The following is a 20,266-nucleotide window of genomic DNA, read 5'->3' on the forward strand; positions in this document are numbered from 1 at the left end:
GCCATCATCTTATGGAACTCGGGCACATCTCCAGCAGGTCCTGTGACACTTTAGGAATTGCCCCCTTATGCCGCCGAATTCTTGCGGTCACCAAACCGAACCCAAACCGGTTCTCAGTGTTCTGATCCCGTCCTCGAATGAAGAGGCATTGATCGGGCAGTGCCTGCGCGCGGTTCTGCAAAGTGATTGGGATCACTCAGGCGCGTTCGAGACGATCGTCATTTCCAACGGCAGCCACGACCGGACAGCGGAAACTGCGTTAGACGTGCAGCAGGCTTTTAAAGCCAAAGGATGGGATTTGCGCGTTCTGGATCGCAAGGAAGGCGGAAAGCTTGGCGCGCTGAACGCAGGTGACAAGATCGCGCGCAGTGCCATCCGTGTCTATCTGGACGCCGATGTCGAGGTGTCCAGACAGCTGTTGCGGGATCTGTATTCCGCCTTGAACACGGCGCAACCGCGATACGCCAGCGGCAGCCTGCGCTTGGTTGATCCGCAGACATGGGCGACCCGCGCCTATGCGCGCATCTATGCCAAGGTGCCATTCATGAGGCACGGTGTTCCAGGTGCCGGATTGTTTGCGGTCAACGCTGCGGGCCGGATGCGCTGGGGATCGTTCCCGGACATTATTTCTGACGACACATATGTCAGGCTGAATTTCCGCCCGGAAGAAAGGGTGGGCGTCGCGGCATCCTATTCATGGCCGCTGGTCGAAGGCTGGAACAATCTAGTCCGTGTGCGCAGACGCCAGGACGCCGGTGTGGACGAGATCAGGGAAAGGTTTCCCGACCTGCTTCGCAACGACGACAAACCTGAGTTTCCGCTTTTCGAAAAAGTGAAGCTGGCCCTGAAAGACCCGGTTGGGTTCGCCGTCTATTCTGGCGTTGCCCTTGCGGTGCGCGTGACCGACACAGGCAATAGAGACTGGAGCAGGGGGCGGTGATGGAAGCGTTGGTTTCCAGATTTCGCGGTGGTTCTCTGAACGCGCGTTTCATGCGCAGTTCGATCTTCACACTGGGCGGATACGGCATGGGGCAGGCCCTGCGGCTTGCGTCCAACCTGATCCTGACCCGTCTTCTTTTTCCCGAAGCGTTCGGCCTGATGGCGCTTGTTGCTGTCATCATGCAGGGGCTTGCGATGTTTTCCGACGTTGGTGTCAGTCCGGCGATCATGCAGTCCAAGCGTGGCGATGATCAGAAATTTCTCGACACTGCCTGGACCATTCAGGTCATGCGCGGTGTCATGCTTTGGGCCTTCGCGTGTATCATCGCGATCCCGGTCGCTGGCCTTTACCAAGAGCCGTTGCTGGCGTGGATCCTGCCCTGCGCCGGGATCAGCCTTTTGATCTCGGGTTTCAACCCGACGCGAATTGACACGGCCAACCGGCACCTGCTCTTGGGTCGCTTGACCGGGCTTGATCTGATCGCACAGGCTTCAGGGATCGTCATCGCGGTGATCCTCGCGTGGTATCTCCATTCGGTCTGGGCACTTGTGATCAGTGGCATCGCCTCATCGTCGATCCTTCTGGCGCTCTACAATCTCTACCTGCCGGGGCAAAGGAATAGCTTCCATTGGGAGCGCAAGTCGGCGGATGAGCTGATCGGCTTTGGAAAATGGATTTTCCTGAGCACGATCTGCGGCTTTCTCTACATGCAGGGTGACAAGCTCTTGCTTGGCAAATACCTGCCTCTGGATCAATTCGGCATCTATAATATCGGGTTTTTCCTTGCCAGCTTTCCGCTTCTGATGGGCGGTGTCATGACCCGAAAAGTCCTGATCCCGGTATACCGGGAGCGTCCTCCAACCGAGAGCGTTGAGAATTTCCGCAAACTTCAGAAAATGCGCTTTCTGCTGACCGCTGCAATGTTTGCGCTGACTGGAGCGGTATCACTGGCGGGGGTGGTCCTGATCAACCTGATGTATGATCCACGGTACGCGATGGCCGGTGCCGTTGTCGTGTTGATTGCCGCAATGCAGATCCCGCAAATGCTCGTTCTGACCTACGAACAGGCCGCGCTTGCCGCCGGCGATTCGCGGCGTTTCTTCGTTCTGTCCGCCGCCCGCGCCGTGTTGACCCTGGGCTGTCTTGTCGTAGGTTTGGCGCTTGGTGGTCTCTTTGGTGCGCTGATCGGTCAGGGGGTGGCCGGGCTCGCGGCCTATCCGTTTGTGGTCTGGATGGCCCGTCATGTCGGCGCGTGGGATCCCAAGCATGACTTGGTGTATGCGGCCGTCGGCGGAGGAATTATCGCGATTGCCCTTTGGGTCAATGCCAGCGACTTGGCCGAACTGGCTGCGCTTTAAATCGTAATATATCCAACGTCAGAAAGACTGGCCGAGACCGTTCGGAGTGCCCAATTTTGATCATATTTGTGAGATACTGCTGCTCGCAGGGGCCTAGGGTATGACTATGACGAATGAAGCAACCGCACCGATTCAGGTCGCGGATGGGGACATCGCCATCGTCGGTATGTCCGCCCATTTGCCGGGCGCGGCATCGCTGGCCGACTATTGGCGAAACCTGCGGGATGGTGTGTCTTCGATTCACCGTCTGACCGAGGATGAACTGACCGAGGCAGGTGTGCCGCCGGGTCTGCTGAGGCACCGTGATTATGTTCCCTACGCCGCGCGACTGGAAAAGTTCGATCACTTCGATGCGGACTTCTTTGGGCTCTCACCCAAAGATGCAGCAATCATGGATCCGCAGCACCGCCAATTTCTCGAATGTGCGTGGGAAGCGTTGGAAAACGCCGGTCACATGCCTGGACGCCATGATGGTCGGATCGGAGTGTTCGGTGGCTGTGGCATGGGCAGTTATTTCTACGTCAATCTGTGCTCGAATCCGGATCTTGTTGATTCGACTGGCATGTTCCTGTTGCGCCACACAGGAAACGACAAGGACTTCCTGACTACACGGGTCAGCCACATCTTTGATCTCGATGGTCCTTCGGTGAACGTCCAGACTGCGTGCTCCACGTCTCTTGTGGCGACGCATTACGCCTGCCAATCGCTGCTCAATGGCGAATGCGATATGGCACTTGCGGGTGGGGTCACCATCGAACTGCCGCAAGGGCAGGGATATCTTTACAAGGAGAACGAAATCCTGTCGCCGGATGGCCAATGCCACGCCTTTGACCATCGCGCGCAGGGGACCGTGTTTGGGTCCGGAGCCGGTGTTGTCGTGCTGCGCCGATTGTCTGATGCACTGGCTGATGGGGATCACATCTGGGCCGTCATCAAGGGCAGCGCGGTCAACAATGACGGGGCGGCCAAGGCTGGCTATCTGGCACCTTCTGTTGACGGTCAGGCAAACGCCATCGCCGAAGCGCAGGCCATCGCGGGTGTGACCGCTGACAGCATCGACTACGTCGAATGCCATGGCACCGGCACCTATTTGGGCGACCCCATCGAGGTGGCCGCACTCACCCAGGCTTTTCAGACCACCAGCGACAAGGTCGGGCATTGCAGGATCGGTTCGGTCAAGACGAATATTGGGCATCTTGATACCGCAGCAGGTGTCGCCAGCCTGATCAAGGCGTCGATGGCGCTGCATCATCACCAGATGCCTCCAAGCCTTGGATTTGAAAAACCGAACCCGACGATTGATTTCAAGACATCGCCGTTCCGCGTCAATGATCGTCTGACAGAATGGCAGCAGTCCGATCACCCGCGCCGGGCTGGCGTAAATTCCCTTGGGGTCGGTGGCACCAACGCCCATGTGGTCCTGCAAGAGGCACCCCCCGCCGCAGCTTCGGACCAAAGCGAGTGGCCCTTTCAGATCCTCACCGTTTCTGGCCGCAACAAGGCCGCGCTTGACACCAACGCAGCACAGCTTGCGGCACATCTTCGTGCCAATCCTGACCAGCCGTTTGCGGATGTCGCCTGGACCCTCAAGCAGGGTAGGCGGGCATTTGAGAAACGCCGCATCGTGATCGCGTCTGATCACCTCGAGGCCGCACGCCTGCTCGAACAGAATGACAACCGCCGCGTTCACACGCATGACGCGCTGTCCAAACCGGATGTCGTCTACCTGTTTCCGGGCGGAGGGGCTCAATATGTCTCAATGGGGCGTGACCTCTATGAGACAGAACCGGTCTTTGCAGAATGGATGGACCGTGGTCTTGATTATCTGGAAACACTGGAAAGCCGGGATATTCGCGCGCTTTGGTTGCCCGAGCCAGAGCAAGAAGCGCAGGCGTCCGAAGCATTGCGCAAGCCGTCTCTGCAACTGCCTCTGATCATGATCGTCGAATACGCCCTTGCACAGCTTTGGATCAGCTGGGGTGTTCAACCGACAGCGCTTGCTGGCCATTCCATGGGTGAAAACACGGCAGCTTGCGTGGCCGGGGTGATGTCATTCGAGGATTGCATCGGACTTGTTCACTTGCGCGGAAGCCTGTTCGACACCGTGGACAAAGGCGGCATGATCTCGGTTGCGCTCCCGCAGGATGAACTCGAACCGCTGTTGGGGGATGCGCTAGATCTGGGGGCGATCAATAGCCCCGGCCTAAGCGTGGCCTCTGGCCCAAGCGCCGCGTTGATGACCCTCGAGAAAGAGCTGAAAAGCCGGGACATCGATTTTCAGCGCATCCCGATCGACATTGCAGCGCATTCGCGCATGCTGGATCCGATCCTTGATCGTTTCCGTGCCTACCTTCAGGGGATCACCCTACACGCGCCGTCGATACCGATCACGTCCAACCGGACCGGTGCGATCATGACGGACGATCAGGCAACAAGCCCGGACTACTGGGTCTCGCACCTGCGGGGCACCGTGCATTTTGCGCAGTGTCTTGAGTCGCTCTCGGATAAATCCAACCGGATCTACCTTGAGGTCGGACCTGGAAAAGCGCTTTCTGCGCTTGCGCGTCAAAGCGATGGCATCAAGGCCAATCAGGTTCTGTCAAGCTTGCGTCATCCCGAGGAAGATGTCGAAGACGACCGCCACATGCTGGAAGTGCTGGGACGCATCTGGGCGCTTGGCGGCGATTTTGACTGGGACCAGATCTGGGGTGAGGCTCGCCGCAACCGGGTGCCCTTGCCCACATACGCCTTCCAAAGGTCGCGGTATTTTATCGAACCAGGCCAGCCGCAGAACCAATCGGTATCCAGCTTCCTCACCCGGATCGACGGGGTCGAAAACTGGGGATGGATTCCGACATGGCGACCAAGATATGCCGACACTCCTGTGGATGTTCGCACCGATCTTGAAAACGCCGATGCGCAAAGCTTTCTGGTCTTCATGGATGATGCGGGAATTGCAACCCGCGCGGTCAAACGTCTGCGCGCGGCTGGGCATTCCATTGTCGAAGTATGGCCCGGCGACAGCTTTGCGCGCATAGATGACACTACCTATGTGCTGGCTCCCGAACGTGGGCGTGAAGGATATGATCTGCTGTTCCGGGATATGCTGGCCCGTGGTCTTGTCCCCAGCCGCATCGCGCATTTCTGGGGCGTCACCAAGGATCAAAGCCACCGCCCCGGTTCCAGCTTTTTCCACCGCATGCAGGAACACGGGTTCTATTCCCTGATGTTCATCGCTCAGGCCATTGCCGACGACACACTCCCGAAACCAACCCAGATCACCGTCTTCACAAACGACGCCATGGCAGTTGGGAACGAAGTTCTGAAGACACCGGAAAAGGCCATAATGGCCGGGCCAGTCCGTGTTATTCCGCGTGAAATTCCGGGACTGACCGTGTCCTCCATCGACATTGCGGTGCCGGAAAAACCAGCCAGACATCTGTTCAGTCGCAAGATGGATCAAGTGGGTTTCACAAAAGCCTGGGACACACTGACCGATCAGGTCATTGAAGACATGATCGCTGATCCGGCCTCTACAGTTGCGGCCATTCGCGCTGGTCGCCGCTATGAACAGAGTCTCAAGAAGACGCCGCTCAAACATGCGCCCAAGGCCGTGATCCATGCAAAGGGCACCTATCTGATCACAGGCGGGTTTGGCGGGATTGGCCTGACCATCGCCAAATCGCTCGCAGAGCAAAACTGCACCTTGATCCTGACCTCGCGCGAGGCTTTGCCCGATCGAAATCTGTGGGGTCGCTATCTGCAGCGCCACGCGCCGCAAGACAAGATCGCCCACCGCATTCAGGCCGTGCAAGAGCTTGAGGCGCTGGGCGCAACCGTTTGGACCTATGCGGCTGACGTGTGCAATCTGGCCGACATGACCACGCTTGTGGAGGATTGTGTTGCGCGTAGCGCCCGGATCGACGGTGTTATCCACGCCGCCGGCCTGATGGATGATGCGCCGCTGCTTGCCAAAACCACAGCATCGGTTGAACAGGTGTTCTCGGCCAAGATCCACGGCACCAAGGTTCTGGATCAGCTCTTTGCAGACGGGTCTACCGATTTCATCGCGTTGTTCTCGTCGTCTTCGACCCAAACCGCGCCCGCGGGTCAGATCGACTATGTCGCAGCCAACGAATATCTAAATGCGTTTGCCCATGCGCGAAAAGGTGGCGCCACAAGGGTGGTGGCGATCAATTGGGGCGTCTGGTCCGAGGTCGGCATGGCAGCTGATGCACTGTCAGACCGGATCGGAGAGTCGGACTCGACCCCCTTTACCAAGGTTGATCTGCCTTTGCTCGACAAGACCGGCTTTGATCCCGCCGGTCACCGTCTGTTCGAGGCGCGGTATTCCACGCAGGACTGGTTCATAGACGAACATCGCACCAAGCAGGGCGATGCGCTCTTTCCTGGCGCGGGTTACCTGACGCTCGCTTCTCAGGCCTTGCGCGGACAAGGGGAAACCGAATGTTTTGCCATTCGCAACATGACTTTCCTGCGGCCGCTCTACGTTGCTGAAACTGGACACCGTGATATTCGCCTGCGCATGGCACGCCGTGATGATGGCTATCACATGGATGTGCTGGGCAGTTGCGCGCTTGATGGACGCAACGGCTTTGCCCCAACGGTCACCGCCGATCTGTCGCTGATCCCCGAAGCGCAGCCAAAAGCGCTCGACATCACAGCGATCCGTGCGCGCTGTGGCGCCGCACGCAGCGCAAGCAATGGCGACAAGATGAAAGCGGCGCAGGAAACCCAACTTTCCTTCGGTCCACGTTGGAAGGTTCTCGACGGCTGCGCCTATGGACAGGGCGAAGGCATTGCCGATCTGTCGCTCAACGCCACAGCACGCAATGACGAAGGATGGCATTTCCATCCTGCCCTTCTTGATATCGCAACGGGTTGGGCGATGGAACTGATCGACGGATACCGCGCTGATAAACTGTGGGTGCCGGTGTCCTATGATCTGGTGCAAGTCTACCACCGCCTGCCCGAACGTATCGTCAGTTGGGTTCGGTCCTCTGCGAGCAACCGAAATGACGATGAAACCGCGTCTTTCGATATCACTCTGGCGATGCCCGATGGTACCGTGTGCATCGAGATCGAAGGATTTTCGATCAAACGATTGGGCAATATGTCCGCGCTGACGGCACCACTCAAGCTGAGCAAAGCTGAATTCGAGCCCGCTGATTTCAGCAAGTCGACGCAGCCACTGTCCGCAGCCGAAGAACGATTCCAGCACAACCTGTCACAAGGGATTCTTCCGCAGGACGGCGCAGAGGCGTTTCGGCGTGCTTTGGACCGACCCGGCTCACAGATCATCGTGTCCTCGCTTGATATGAACGCGTTGATCGACCAGGCCGGAGTTTCTACTGATGCCGCGTCCGGGTCGCAGAAATTCGACCGCCCGCAGCTCGATGGCGATTATGTTGCGCCCGAGACCGAGGTGGAACGAACGCTTGTCGGGATCTGGGAAGACCTTCTGGGTGTGCAAAACGTCGGTGTGGAAGACAGCTTTTTTGACCTCGGTGGGCACAGCCTGATCGCGGTGCGTCTGTTTGCCAAGGTGCGCAAGACCTACAGTGTCGATTTCCCGATCTCGATCCTGTTCGAAGCCCCGACAATCCGTGCCTGTGCCTCCCTCATAAAAGAGCGCACGGGGATTTCCGACACCACCGAAACAACTGCCCGCCAACCCAAACCCAAGACGCGACGCTTCAAGCACCTCGTGGCGATGCATGATGGAGAAGGGTGCACGAAAACGCCGTTTTTCCTTGTCGCGGGCATGTTCGGGAACGTCCTGAACCTGCGCCATCTTGCGCAGCTTCTTGGACGGGATCGCCCATTCTATGGGCTTCAGGCCAAAGGGCTGTATGGCGATGAAACTCCGCACATGTCGATCAAAGATGCTGCGCGCGACTACATCGCCGAGATGAAACAGGTCCAACCCGATGGGCCCTATTTTGTGGGTGGTTTCTCGGGTGGCGGGATCACCGCATACGACATCGCGCATCAACTCAAGGCCATGGGCGACGAGGTTGCGCTGGTTGTCCTGCTGGACACACCTTTGCCTCAACGCCGACCGCTTGGTCGCAAGGACCGGTTGCTGATCCAGTGGCAGGAAACCCGGCGCAAAGGTGTCACATATCCCTTTGTCTGGCTGCGCAATCGAATCCAGTGGGAACTCGAAAAGCGCAAAGCCTCAGATGAAACCCGAACCGCGCACAGCTTCCACAATGCCGAGATTGAACAGGCCTTCCTGCAAGCCGTTGCGACCTATGACATGCAGCCCTGGGATGGGCGTGTTGCGCTTTTCCGGCCGCCGCTGGTGGGAACCTGGAAAGTGTCTGGGGATCGTTGGGTCAACCACGAACGCGCCTATCTCTTCGAAGACAACGACTGGGGCCAGTACACGCCGCTGATCGACGTATTCGAAGTACCGGGCGACCATGACAGTATGGTATTGGAACCCAACGTCCGGGTGCTGGCAAGCTACCTGCGCAACGTGGTGGCCACCACAGAAGCGGCGATAGACGGCAAGGGCAAAGTGTTGACGTTCAAGGCCACTCAGGCCGCGGAGTAAAGTGTATGACGGATATCGTCGTTGTTGTTCTGAACTATAAGACCCCCGGCCTGGCGGTTGTGGCGGCGCAATCGGCGGCCACTGCGATGGCCGGGTTCGGCGGAGCCATTGTTCTGGTCGACAACGACTCTCCGGACGATTCCTTCCATAGGATGCAGCAGGGCGTACAAGCGGCGTCATGGCCGGAACACCTTGAGGTGCAGGTCCTGCAATCCGGGCATAATGGTGGATTTGGGGCAGGCAACAATTTCGGCATCCGCGCCGGACTGGAAATCTGTCCCACGGCTGAATTCGTCTATATCCTCAATCCCGATGCACAGGTCGAGACCGGATCAATCGCGGCGCTCGTAACCTATCTGAAAACCCATCCCAAAGTGGCCATCGCGGGAAGCTGGATCTACGGCGAAGACGGCGCGGATCATTGCAGCGCGTTCCGCTTTCCCGGCCTTGCCTCTGAATTCGAAGCTTCCGTGCGGATGGGGCCATTCACAAAAGCGCTGAAACATTATGTGCTGCCGCTGCATGTCCCGGCTGCCTCTGGTCCCGTTGGCTGGATCGTTGGTGCTTCCATGCTGGCGCGCACCAATGTGCTGAATGACATCGGGCTGTTTGATGAAACCTTCTTTTTGTACTTCGAAGAAACCGATCTTTGCCTTCGGGCACAGCGTGTGGGTCACGAGGTGCATTTCGTGCGCGAAAGCCGTGTTTGCCATATCGGTTCAGTCTCGACCGGCATGGGCAGCTGGAAACGCACACCGTCCTATTGGTACGAAAGCCGATGGTACTATTACAGCAAGAATTATGGTCGCGCCTATGCCATTGCCGCCACCATGCTCAACGTGTGCGGCACATCGCTCTGGCGCCTGCGTCGACTGCTCGAACGTAAACCGAACACGGACGCGAACCGCTTTGTGCGTGACATGATTGTGCATGATGCCCGTGCGCTATTCCGCCCGACCCCGGACGCGTCGATCCGTGCCATTGGCACGCGCCCCGAAACCACCCTTCAGACCAGCGTGGACTGACTTATGACCCTATTTGACACCATCATCATCGGCGACGAAAGCCTGACGCAACATTGCGCGGAAACCCTTTTGGGGCAGGGTCATCGACTGACTGCATTTGTGACAGACAATCCCGACCTTGTGGAATGGGCGCATAGCCGCAACATCCGGGTCGAAGGGCATGGGGAAGACTTGGCTGCGCGGCTTGGCGACGTATCTGTTGACTGGTTGCTCAGCATCGCAAACCTGAAAATACTTCCGCCTGAAATTCTTGGTCTCGGCCGCAAGGGCGCGGTGAATTTTCATGATGGACCCTTACCGCGCCGTGCTGGTCTCAATGCGCCGATCTGGGCACTGATCGACGGGGAAGAAACGCATGGTATCACCTGGCATCTGATCGACGATGGCGTGGACACCGGCGATATCCTCGTTCAACGCGGGGTCGAAGTTTCGCCCGAAGACACGGCCCTGACGCTCAACACAAAATGTTACGAGGCTGGCCTGACCAGCTTTGCCGATCTGCTATCCGAATTGACCAATGGCTGTCCACACCGTCAGCCACAGGACATGACCCAGCGCAGCTATCACGCGCTGAGTGATCGGCCAGATGCCAACGGGTTGTTGCGCTTTGACCAATCGGCGGATGCCATGCTGCGCCTGATCCGGGCGTTGGATCATGGCACCTATTGGAACCCGATATGCGTGCCAAAGTTGCGCCTTGGCGATGTGATTGTTCACATCACTCAGGCCACCAAGACTGCCAGCAGCGCGGCCCCAGGCACTGTCATCGACATGGATGAAGAAACCTTGACGGTCGCCTTTGCCGATGCCGCGCTGCGGCTCTCTGGTCTGACCTTGGCCAATGGAAAGCGGGTTCACCCGACACAGCATGTGGCACTGGGTGATGTGCTTCCCACACTGTCTGACACGGATCGTGACACCATCACGAAGACGATGCGCGTTGTTGCAAAGCGCGAAGGGCATTGGCGTCGAACGCTTGCGGGTGCAGTTCCGCTGTCGCTGCCATTTTCGCTCTCGGGCGACACTGCAATCACGACTGTCCCCACCGAAATCAACGCCGATACCCTCGCGCGGGCTTTGGCGGTGCTGACCGATAGACTGGGCCCCCAGTGCGGAGCAGTTGTGGCGCTGACAAATGAACAGCTGATCCGCGCCGCGAAACATGGCCTTGTCAGCCCTTGGGTGCCGGTCACGGCAGAGGCCCTGCGCTTGGACATATCGGCTGTGCAGACAGGTTTCGCCATGGATCTTCCGCTGCGCGATCCTGGGCTGACTCCGCTTGAAGCGCCTGCCTTGGGTCTGTCGCTGGCCGCTGGACCGGTTCCCGGCGCTGCGATCACCTTTGATCTTGCTGATGCCGACGTGTCCGCACATATCGACCAAGGCCGTATCGCGCCCGACTTCGCCCAGATTCTGATCCGTCGTGTCCGATGGATTGCTGATCAATTGGCGGACGGAAAATCGCCCGAAGCCATTGACACGCTGCCTCCCGGTGAACGCCGGGATGTTCTTGAAACGCATAACAGCACGGCGCGGCACCTTGGCGGGCCGTTCACGATGCACGCGGCATTTGAGGCTTTGGCAGCTGCAACACCCGACGCCGTGGCGCTGGTGTTCGAAAACAGCGAAATCACCTTTGCGACCCTCAACGAACATGCCAATCGCGTGGCGCACACTCTGCGCCGCATGGGGGTTCAACCAGATACGATGGTGGGCTTGCACTGCCGTCGCAACGCAGACCTGATCGCCGGTGCCCTGGGTATCCTCAAGGCCGGTGGCGCCTACCTTCCGCTTGACCCGGAATACCCGCAGGATCGCCTTGCGCATTACCTGACCGACAGCGCGACATCCGTGGTCATCACCGAAAGCGCCCTACAAGCCGACCTGCCCGAAACCAAAGCCGATCTGCTGGTCATTGATCGCGATCCACGACTGGCTTCAGCCCCCATCGACAACCCGCCGCCGACGACAACCGCCGACAATCTGGCCTATGTCATCTACACCTCCGGATCGACCGGATTGCCCAAGGGTGTGATGGTCGAACACCGCAATGTCTTGAACTTCTATGCAGGTATGGATGCGGTTATCCCGGATCGTGAAAACGCATCATGGCTTGCCATCACCAGCCTAAGCTTCGACATTTCCGTGCTGGAACTGTTCTATACCATGGCGCGTGGCATCAAGGTTGTCCTGCCCAGTGCGAACCAGCGCGGCGTGATTTCGCGCGGAGCTGCGCGCAAGAGCGGCGATGGCATGGATTTTTCAATCTATTACTGGGGCAATGATGACGGTGCAGGTCCGGAAAAATACCGCCTGCTTCTGGAGGGGGCAAAATTTGCCGATGACAACGGCTTCTGTGCCGTTTGGACACCGGAACGCCACTTCCACGCCTTTGGCGGCCCTTACCCGAACCCATCCGTGACAGGCGCTGCCGTTGCTGCTGTCACCAAGAACATCGGTGTGCGCGCGGGCAGCTGTGTTGCCCCGCTTCATCATCCGGCCCGCATTGCCGAAGAATGGGCGGTGATCGACAATCTGACCAACGGTCGCGCAGGTATGGCGATTGCAAGCGGCTGGCAGCCCGATGATTTTGTCCTGCGCCCGGAGAACACACCGCCCGACAACAAACCGGCCATGTTCGAAGCCATCGACCAAGTGCGCAAGCTGTGGCGGGGCGAACCCGTCGCCTTCCCGCGCAAAGATGGTCAGATGCACGAGGTGGTCACCCAACCGCGCCCCGTGTCCAAAGAACTTCCCATCTGGGTTACAACCGCTGGAAACCCTGAAACATGGCGCGAGGCAGGGCGCAACGGGGCCAATGTCCTGACACACCTGCTGGGCCAATCCATTGATGAAGTTAAGGAAAAGATCGGCCTCTACCGCCATGCGCTGCGCGAGGCAGGGCACAATCCGGACGATTTCAGTGTCACACTGATGCTGCACACTTGTCTTGCCGCTAGCCGCGAAGAGGCGCGTGACATCGCGCGCGAACCGATGAAGGATTACCTGCGTTCTGCCGCTGGACTTATCAAGCAATACGCATGGGCCTTTCCGGCGTTCAAGAAACCCGAAGGTGTGAAGAACCCGTTCGAGCTGAACCTCGGGGATCTGAGCGAAGAAGATCTTGAAGGTATCCTTGATTTCGCATTCGAGCGGTACTTCAACGACTCCGGCCTTTTTGGCACCATCGAAGATGCGCTGACACGGGTTTCGCAACTCAGGCAGATCGGCGTGTCCGAAATTGCCTGCCTCATAGATTACGGTATTGCCACCGATCAGGTTCTTGAAGGTCTCAAACCGCTGGCCGAGGTGGTGCGCCAATCCACGCCGGCCGTGGATCATGAAGACTCCGATTTCTCGATTGCTGCGATGCTGGCACGTCACGGGGTCACCCACATGCAATGCACCCCGTCCATGGCGCGGATGATTGCAATGGATGATGACGCCTGCGCTCAATTGGGCGGTCTGAAACATCTCTTCCTCGGAGGCGAGGCTTTGCCCGGTGCGCTGGTCGCCGACCTTAACAAGGCCACGGGGGCGACCATCACGAACATGTACGGGCCGACCGAGACCACCATCTGGTCGTCGTCAGAAACCGCTACAACCAACGAGGCAACGGTCAATATCGGACGTCCCATCGCCAACACACAGCTTTTTGTTCTCAACGATGTGCTGGAACCGCTCGGATTCGGTGAAGAGGGCGAACTCTGGATCGGTGGCGATGGCGTGACGCGCGGCTACTGGAAGCGCGAAGACATGACCGCGGATCGGTTCCGCGCCAATCCTTTCGGGGACGGGCGGATCTATCGAACGGGTGACCTTGTCCAACGTCGTCCTGACGGTCGTCTCAACTTCTTGGGGCGCGCCGATCATCAGGTGAAACTGCGCGGATTCCGCATTGAACTGGGCGAGATCGAAAGCGCCATTCAGGATATCCAGGGCGTCACAAACGCCGTCGTTCTGGCACGCGAAGACACACCCGGCGATGTGCGGCTGGTGGCCTATCTGACCGCGACGACAGAGACCGACATCAAGACCCTGCGCAACACACTGGCTGCGCGGTTGCCGGACTACATGATCCCGGCGCATGTGGTGACGCTTGACGCCTTTCCGATCACGCCGAACAAGAAGATCGACCGCAACGCATTACCCGCGCCTACAGCAGCCACGGTGCGGCCCGCCAATCCAAAGATCACCCCGCCGCAAAACGGCGACGGTCTGGCCGATGATGCCTTGCGCGCGCGCATCGCGTCGATCTGGACCGAAGTACTTGGCGTTTCGACAATCCAGCCCGAGGATAATTTCTTCGATCTGGGAGGCCATTCTCTCTTGGCGGTGCAAACCCACCGCGCCCTGCGCGAGCGGTTGGATGTGGCAAAGCTTTCAATCACCGACATCTTCCAGTTTCCAACGCTGGGGGCCTTGGCCGACCGCGTAGCCAAACTTGGTGGTGGCACGTCACAATCCGCCGCAGGGGTTGCAACCGTCACCGCCATTCCACAACCCGCCGCATCCGACCGGGCGCAATCGCGTGCCGATGCCATGGCGCGCCGCCGCGAAATGCGGGCGCGCAGACAAGCCTGACCTTCATGGCGCAGCGTGTGATATTGGCGGGATTGGTCGCCATGCTCTGCGGAGCAGCGGTCTGGACCACGGTCCGAAAGCCAGACGCGCTGTCACCGCAAGACTTGGCCACGCTTTACGAAACGCCGCTGCCTGCCCCCGAAGGGCCGCTTACCGTGTTTCATCTTGGGCATTCACTTGTGGGACGTGACATGCCCGCCATGCTTGCGCAACTTGCGGGCCATGACCACGCATCCCAGTTGGGCTGGGGCACACCGCTCAAGGCGCATTGGGAACCGGATGAGCCGATTCAGGGGTTTGAAACCGAAAATGCCCACGACCAGTATCGCGATGCCAAAGAGGCGCTCGCCAGCGGTGAATTCGACACCTTTGTCCTCACGGAGATGGTCGAGATCGAAGCGGCCATAGAGTACTTTGATGCGCAGATCTATCTTGAAAAATGGGTCGCCGCCGCGCGCGATGGCAACCCTGAAATCCGCACGTTCTTATACGAATCATGGCATGACCTTGATGATCCAAACGGCTGGCTTGAGCGGCTTGACACGGACCCGGCACGCTACTGGGAAGGCGTGTTGCTGGCGCAGGCGATGGTCGATTGGCCTTCTTCCGACCCGATCTATGTGATTCCGGTAGGTCGGGTGATGGCGGAACTTGTCCGTCGCATCGAAAGTAGCGAAGGAATAGACGGTGTAAGATCACGCGAAGATTTTTTCGCCCGTTTCGAGGACGGATCGCTGGACCCTGTTCATGTGAACGATCTGGGGTCTTATCTCGTGGCCCTCACACATTACGCGGTCCTGTACCAGCGTTCGCCAGAAGGTCTGCCAGCCCAACTTGATCGTGCAGATGGCAGTTTGGCACAGGCGCCCGGACCCGATCTCACAGCGCTGATGCAACGCACGGTTTGGGATGTGGCGTCCCGATTGCCTGTCACGGGCATTCCGCAAGACTGATTTTCGACCATCCAAGTCCATCGTAGGAAACGCTGGAAAAGAAACGGGTTGTTTCCAAATTTGCTGCCCTTTGCTGTCGCAATCTTGCCTTCTTTTGTCTAAATTGTGCCTTGTCCAAGGCGCATGGTCTTAATTTGACCCAACATTGGGCAAGGCGGGGGCCTTGGTACTGGAGTTGATGGCGTGTTGTATTTTCAGTCGTTCGAAGAGGTCTTTTCCGCACTCAAGCGACGCAAGGGTCTGATTGCCCTGATCACTTTGATCGGGTGTGTGATCTCGGTTGTTGTCGCCCTGACGCGCACACCGGTCTATAACGCCATTGCAGTTGTGCAGATCGAAGACGCCCAGGTTGCAGGAACCAATTCGAGCGTTGGCTCGATGGTTGATAATCGTGCCAGTCTTGATGCGCGCCGGACTGTGAGCCTCATCGAACAGCGTGTCATGTCCCGCGGGTCTTTGGTCGAGATCATGGAAACTCATGATCTGTTCAACGAAGACCCCAGCATGACGCTGACGGAACGCCTGACCACCATGCGCGAATCCGTGACGATCCAGGCCATCCTGGCAGGCGAAGCGTGGCAGCCAAGTCAGTCGGTGTCTGGCATGGTTATCGACGTAAATCTCAGCGATGCCCAAAAGGCAGCTGATGTGGCCAACGACATTCTCGCCCGCGTCATGGAAGAAGCGCGCACCCGCAGTGTCGATCGGGCGCAGGTCGAACTGGAGTTCTTCAACACCGAAGAAGCCGGCATTCGCGACGAAATCCTCAAGGCAGAGGCCGAGATTGCCGATTTCAAGACCGCAAATGCCGAAGTGCTGCCGACCAACATCACCGTTTTGCAAAGCGAACTGACCACGTTGAATGCATCGCTGCTCACATTGCGCCAACAGATCCTGAGCCTCGAATCCAACAGTGGACGTGTGCGCCCTGAAGCGCTGGAGCGTCAGGTGAATGTACTGGAGGATCAGATTGCCCTGATCGAGTCTCGTACGTCTCAGATCAGCGCTCTGCTCACAGGCGCTCCTGTCGTTGAACGCGAATTGGCGTCTCTGGAGCGCGAACTGGCGCAGATGAATGAACAATTCACTGTCATTTCCCGTCGCAAAGCTGATGCCGAAATGAGTCAGAGCCTCGAAGAACAGCGACAGTTGGCGCGATTTGAAGTGTTGGAACCGGCGATTGTTCCGGTCTACCCGATTTCGCGCAGCAAACGGTCCATCGCAACGCTGGGCGGCGTGGCCAGTGTGATGATGGCAGTTGGTCTGGCGTTTGTGCTGGAAATGCTCAACCCGCCGATCCGCACCGCTGCCCAGATGGAGCGCGCCCTTGGCGTGCGCCCTGTGATCTCGGTCCCGCTCCTCGAAACGGCATCCTCGGTCCCGACGAGGAAGAAAAGCAACGGTTCGAAATTTGGTTTGGGGATTGCGGTCGCGCTTCTGCTTGGGTTGATCGGCTTGATTGCCAAACCGCTTGCAGAACTGACAGGGTTTTCGCTTTCACCGCGCAGCGCAGAGTAAGCGGTCAGTACGAATAATCGCCTGTCTCGGTCTGTTCGGCCTTGTTCAAAACGACGCCAAGCAGCGGGATATTGTCACCTAAGCGCCGTTCGGTTTCCTTGATATCGTTGGCCTTGGTCATTCCGCCGGCCGCCACGATCAGCAACGCGTCCACATGGGGGCGCATCGCGATCACATCATCGTTCAGCAAGGCGGGCGGCAGATCGAACAGCATCACATCGGGCTCAAACTGAGTCTCGATCTCGTGCAGCGCCTCTTTTGTGGAAGGGTCTTGCAGCAGTTCGGCGGCATAGGGTTCGACAATGCCATTGAACCCGATGGCCACATGAGACCCGGCAGACATCGAGTTTTGCGCAAAACCCTGCAAATGATGTTCCGGCGCAATTTTTCCGCGCAGCATGTCACCGATCGCCCCGGTATCGCTTACTCCGAAAATCTTGTGCAGACTCGGGCTTCGCATATCCAGGTCAAGCAGAACTGTCCTGCAATTCTCTTGGCGCGACAGGCTGATCGCGAGGTTCGCAGCGGTAAAGGTCTTGCCACAATCCTTGGTCGGAGAGGTGATCGCAACCCGCTTCCAACCGTTTTCGGCCAACGCCTGTAACATCCGGGTGCGCAGAATATCAAACCGTGTGTGCGCCGGATCACGGCGCAGCGCGGTGATCACGTTCCGGTCCGCAAGGCGCTGCGCATCAAGCGGAAACCGGTCAATGCTTTGCCAAATGGCTTCGTGATCGTGAACAGGGCGCGCCGCAGGGGTCCGTGGCGGAGCGCTTGCCAGAACCAATGGAGTCTTGGGTGCTGCCGCAGCCGCTTTTTTGGCCTCTTCCGCTTTTGCTTTGCGGGCGTCTTCTGCACGTTGCGCCACTTGTTCGGCGTCGCGTAGACGCTCTGCCTCAAGTTCTGCCTTGCGCTGAAGCAACGCTTCTTTCTCTTCAAGCAGCGCTTTCAACTCGGCAACGGATGGGTCTGGCCGGTTCGACTCAACCGCAACCGGCCGTTCCGCAGGCGTCACCGCCCCCCGCCGTTTCCGGCGTTGGAATTTGGGCTGTTCGGTCATGTCTCAGCCTCATTACGCGGCATTGTCACCTTCCGGTCTGCTCTGGCGCGGACAGTGCCGCACCCTCAGTCTCTGACAGGCCAATCTGTCAGGAATGCGTCCGATTTGAGGGGATTGTTGATCAATTGACTGCGATCAAAACCCAAAGAGGTTGGCGTCGCCAATCGCCTCTTTGATGAATTTGGTCTTGTCCGTTTCCGGTTTCCAGCCCAATTCCCGTTTCGGCTTTGTATTCACGAACGGGGACAGATGCGCGCGGCTTTTCCAGTCCGCCAGCGACGGGCGGATAAGACCCCGACGTCGGAGCGCATGGACCTTCAACACATGTTTGACCGCATCCGCCGCCCAGAACAGCGTCAGGTTGCCGGTGCTCACACGGATGCGCGCACCCAAAGATGAATGGATGGCATCGAAATACCCTTTGCCTGACAGCATCGGCTCGCCGATCAGGTTATAGCTTTGACCAACGGCGTCAGGGTGTTCGCCCATCAGGATCAGGCCTTCGGCAACGTCGTCGATCAGCACAAAGGGCAGAATGTTCAACCCGTTGCCCCAGATGCGCACCGCCCCGGCCCCGTGCCAGCGCCCGATGCCCCAATGTTGCAGCGGTCCACCGTGGCCGACAACGATGCCCGGTCGCGCAATGACCAAAGGCAATCCATCACGCCGATGCATCTCAATCAGGCGTTTTTCACATTCCGCCTTGGACCGGGCATACATGTTGCGGTCACGCATATCATCCGGGAAGGGCGTGTCTTCGGTGATCTTTTGCAACGGCGTCGACATGTCGTAGCTGGCAATTGTTCCAGTATAGACCAACCGTTTGACCCCTGCTTCCTGACAGGCTTCGGCAATGCGCACAGCGACGCCCACATCATGCTCAAGCGCGTCGTCCCATGTGCCTTCCAGCGACCGAGCAAGGTTGTAAACCACGTCAATGCCCTGCATCGCCTCGACCAGTGCCGCCTTGTCATACAGCGATACGCCAACGGTCTCGACCTCATCTGGCAGGTCGGGGAAGGGGCCAAATCGACCCCGGCTCAGAACGCGCACGTCCTGACCTTTGGCGACCAGCGCGCGGGTGAGGGCACGCCCGATGAACCCGGTCCCGCCGATCACCATTGCCGTCGGTTTCGGATCTCGCGTTCTGGCTTTGCGGGACGCGGCTTTCAACTGGTCCTCGGGAATCAACGCAAGCGCCTGATCCAACGCGGTCATCACCTTGACCGCACTCTCGCCCGAGAACCGCACATCTGGCGCAGTGTCCTTGCGCAAAGTGCCGTAGATCGCGGCATCCATCCCTTGAAAGCTAAGCGCATAGGGCGATTTTCGGTTCAAGGAGGCAACCTGCGTCACAGTGTTTCCAACGCCTTCCCACAAGTGCTGCCAGCCAAGATCCAACTGGCGGCGCAGCGGGTTCAACACGAGGTCCGACGCATTCTCGCGTTCCACAACCAAAGTGTCCGCTGCAAAATCCAACCGCGCCCGACCGGACGATCCGCGCAATGTCAGCGAGCGGTCATCAATCGTCTCGACCATCGAGATGGTCAGCGTCACATCCACATCACCGGCCTGAGCCATGATGCGCCACGCCTGGTAGCGTGTGTCCTCACCGGGCAGGTCAACCGGTTTGGAAAGCTGCACGGCCTGCATATCAGGCACCCCGAACAGATCCACGATGAATCCCATCAGGTGGGGCCCAAGTTCAAGCAACAGGTTTCTCGGGTCGCGCAGCAGCCAGATGCCAAAAGGCCCCGACCGCAGCGGTGCCAGCGGCAGGCACCAATGAACCTCGGCAACCGACACGCGGCCCAAATCACCTTTTGCCAGCATCCCTTTGAGCCGGTCATATGACGGCAATCCCATGAAGTTGTGCCCGGCATGGAAGCGAACGCCATGTTCCTGCGCAACCGCTTCGATCTCGGCGGTTTCTTCGGCGGATGTCGCAACCGGTTTTTCCACCAGCACATGCAAGCCGCCCTTCAAACACTGGATCGCCAAAGAGTGATGCAGATGCGGTGGCGTCAGGATATGCACCGCGTCACAGACACCTGCCTCGATCAGATCGCTAACGTCGCCAAACACGCGCACGCCCAGACCTTCCGCCAACGCCTTTGCGGCGGCCTCTGACGGATCGCAAACGGCGGTGATCTCAACCCCGTCTGTCGCGCGCAATGCGTCCGCATGCCAGCTTGCGATATATCCGGCCCCGATCAGACCAACACGAATTGTCGAAGACGCCATT

The 20,266-nt window shown here is 58.6% G+C and carries 9 protein-coding genes; 7 read left to right on the forward strand and 2 right to left on the reverse strand.

The window, feature by feature from the left end; translation table 11 throughout:
* Positions 1-67 precede the first annotated feature (67 nt).
* The 7 genes from ACTIEN_RS05345 (at position 68) to ACTIEN_RS05375 (ending at position 16,961) form a co-directional block, all read left to right on the forward strand.
* The gene (locus ACTIEN_RS05345; RefSeq protein ID WP_439522077.1) at positions 68-940 is read left to right on the forward strand and encodes a glycosyltransferase; all 873 of its coding nucleotides are present in this window, start codon (positions 68-70) and stop codon (positions 938-940) included.
* Positions 940-2,298, forward strand: a complete 1,359-nt coding sequence (locus ACTIEN_RS05350) for an oligosaccharide flippase family protein (RefSeq protein ID WP_439522078.1) — start codon at positions 940-942, stop codon at positions 2,296-2,298. The genes ACTIEN_RS05345 and ACTIEN_RS05350 overlap by 1 nt, the downstream gene beginning before the upstream one ends.
* Before the next feature lie 106 nt (positions 2,299-2,404).
* Positions 2,405-8,881: an SDR family NAD(P)-dependent oxidoreductase gene (locus ACTIEN_RS05355; RefSeq protein ID WP_439522079.1), complete on the forward strand. Its 6,477-nt coding sequence runs from the start codon at positions 2,405-2,407 to the stop codon at positions 8,879-8,881.
* A 5-nt stretch (positions 8,882-8,886) separates the two neighbouring features.
* Positions 8,887-9,906, forward strand: a complete 1,020-nt coding sequence (locus tag ACTIEN_RS05360; protein WP_439522080.1) for a glycosyltransferase family 2 protein — start codon at positions 8,887-8,889, stop codon at positions 9,904-9,906.
* Positions 9,907-9,909: 3 nt separating this feature from the next.
* A complete protein-coding gene (locus ACTIEN_RS05365; RefSeq protein WP_439522081.1) occupies positions 9,910-14,490 on the forward strand; it encodes a MupA/Atu3671 family FMN-dependent luciferase-like monooxygenase in 4,581 nt (1,526 codons plus the stop codon).
* Between the two features lie 5 nt (positions 14,491-14,495).
* Entirely contained in the window at positions 14,496-15,443 is a 948-nt protein-coding gene (locus ACTIEN_RS05370) for a hypothetical protein (protein ID WP_439522082.1), read from the forward strand.
* A 183-nt stretch (positions 15,444-15,626) separates the two neighbouring features.
* Positions 15,627-16,961 (forward strand): GumC family protein, encoded by a 1,335-nt coding sequence (locus ACTIEN_RS05375; protein ID WP_439522083.1) that lies wholly within the window; start codon positions 15,627-15,629, stop codon positions 16,959-16,961.
* A gap of 4 nt (positions 16,962-16,965) precedes the next feature.
* On the opposite strand, the gene ACTIEN_RS05380 is transcribed toward ACTIEN_RS05375, so the two are convergent.
* On the reverse strand, positions 16,966-18,021 hold the full coding sequence (locus ACTIEN_RS05380) for a nucleotide-binding protein (RefSeq protein WP_439522084.1): 1,056 nt from the start codon (positions 18,019-18,021) through the stop codon (positions 16,966-16,968).
* A gap of 135 nt (positions 18,022-18,156) precedes the next feature.
* Entirely contained in the window at positions 18,157-20,265 is a 2,109-nt protein-coding gene (locus ACTIEN_RS05385) for an NAD-dependent epimerase/dehydratase family protein (protein ID WP_439522085.1), read from the reverse strand.
* Position 20,266 lies beyond the last annotated feature (1 nt).

The organism is Marivita sp., from assembly GCF_051859345.1.
In the GTDB taxonomy this organism is placed as follows: Bacteria; Pseudomonadota; Alphaproteobacteria; order Rhodobacterales; family Rhodobacteraceae; genus Marivita.

Coding starts and splice junctions, on each gene's coding strand:
- ACTIEN_RS05355 (WP_439522079.1), top strand. CDS start 2,405: ATGACGAATGAAGCAACCGCACCGATTCAGGTCGCGGATGGGGACATC.
- ACTIEN_RS05365 (WP_439522081.1), top strand. CDS start 9,910: ATGACCCTATTTGACACCATCATCATCGGCGACGAAAGCCTGACGCAA.
- ACTIEN_RS05350 (WP_439522078.1), top strand. CDS start 940: ATGGAAGCGTTGGTTTCCAGATTTCGCGGTGGTTCTCTGAACGCGCGT.
- ACTIEN_RS05380 (WP_439522084.1), bottom strand. CDS start 18,021: ATGACCGAACAGCCCAAATTCCAACGCCGGAAACGGCGGGGGGCGGTG.
- ACTIEN_RS05370 (WP_439522082.1), top strand. CDS start 14,496: ATGGCGCAGCGTGTGATATTGGCGGGATTGGTCGCCATGCTCTGCGGA.
- ACTIEN_RS05385 (WP_439522085.1), bottom strand. CDS start 20,265: ATGGCGTCTTCGACAATTCGTGTTGGTCTGATCGGGGCCGGATATATC.
- ACTIEN_RS05360 (WP_439522080.1), top strand. CDS start 8,887: ATGACGGATATCGTCGTTGTTGTTCTGAACTATAAGACCCCCGGCCTG.
- ACTIEN_RS05345 (WP_439522077.1), top strand. CDS start 68: ATGCCGCCGAATTCTTGCGGTCACCAAACCGAACCCAAACCGGTTCTC.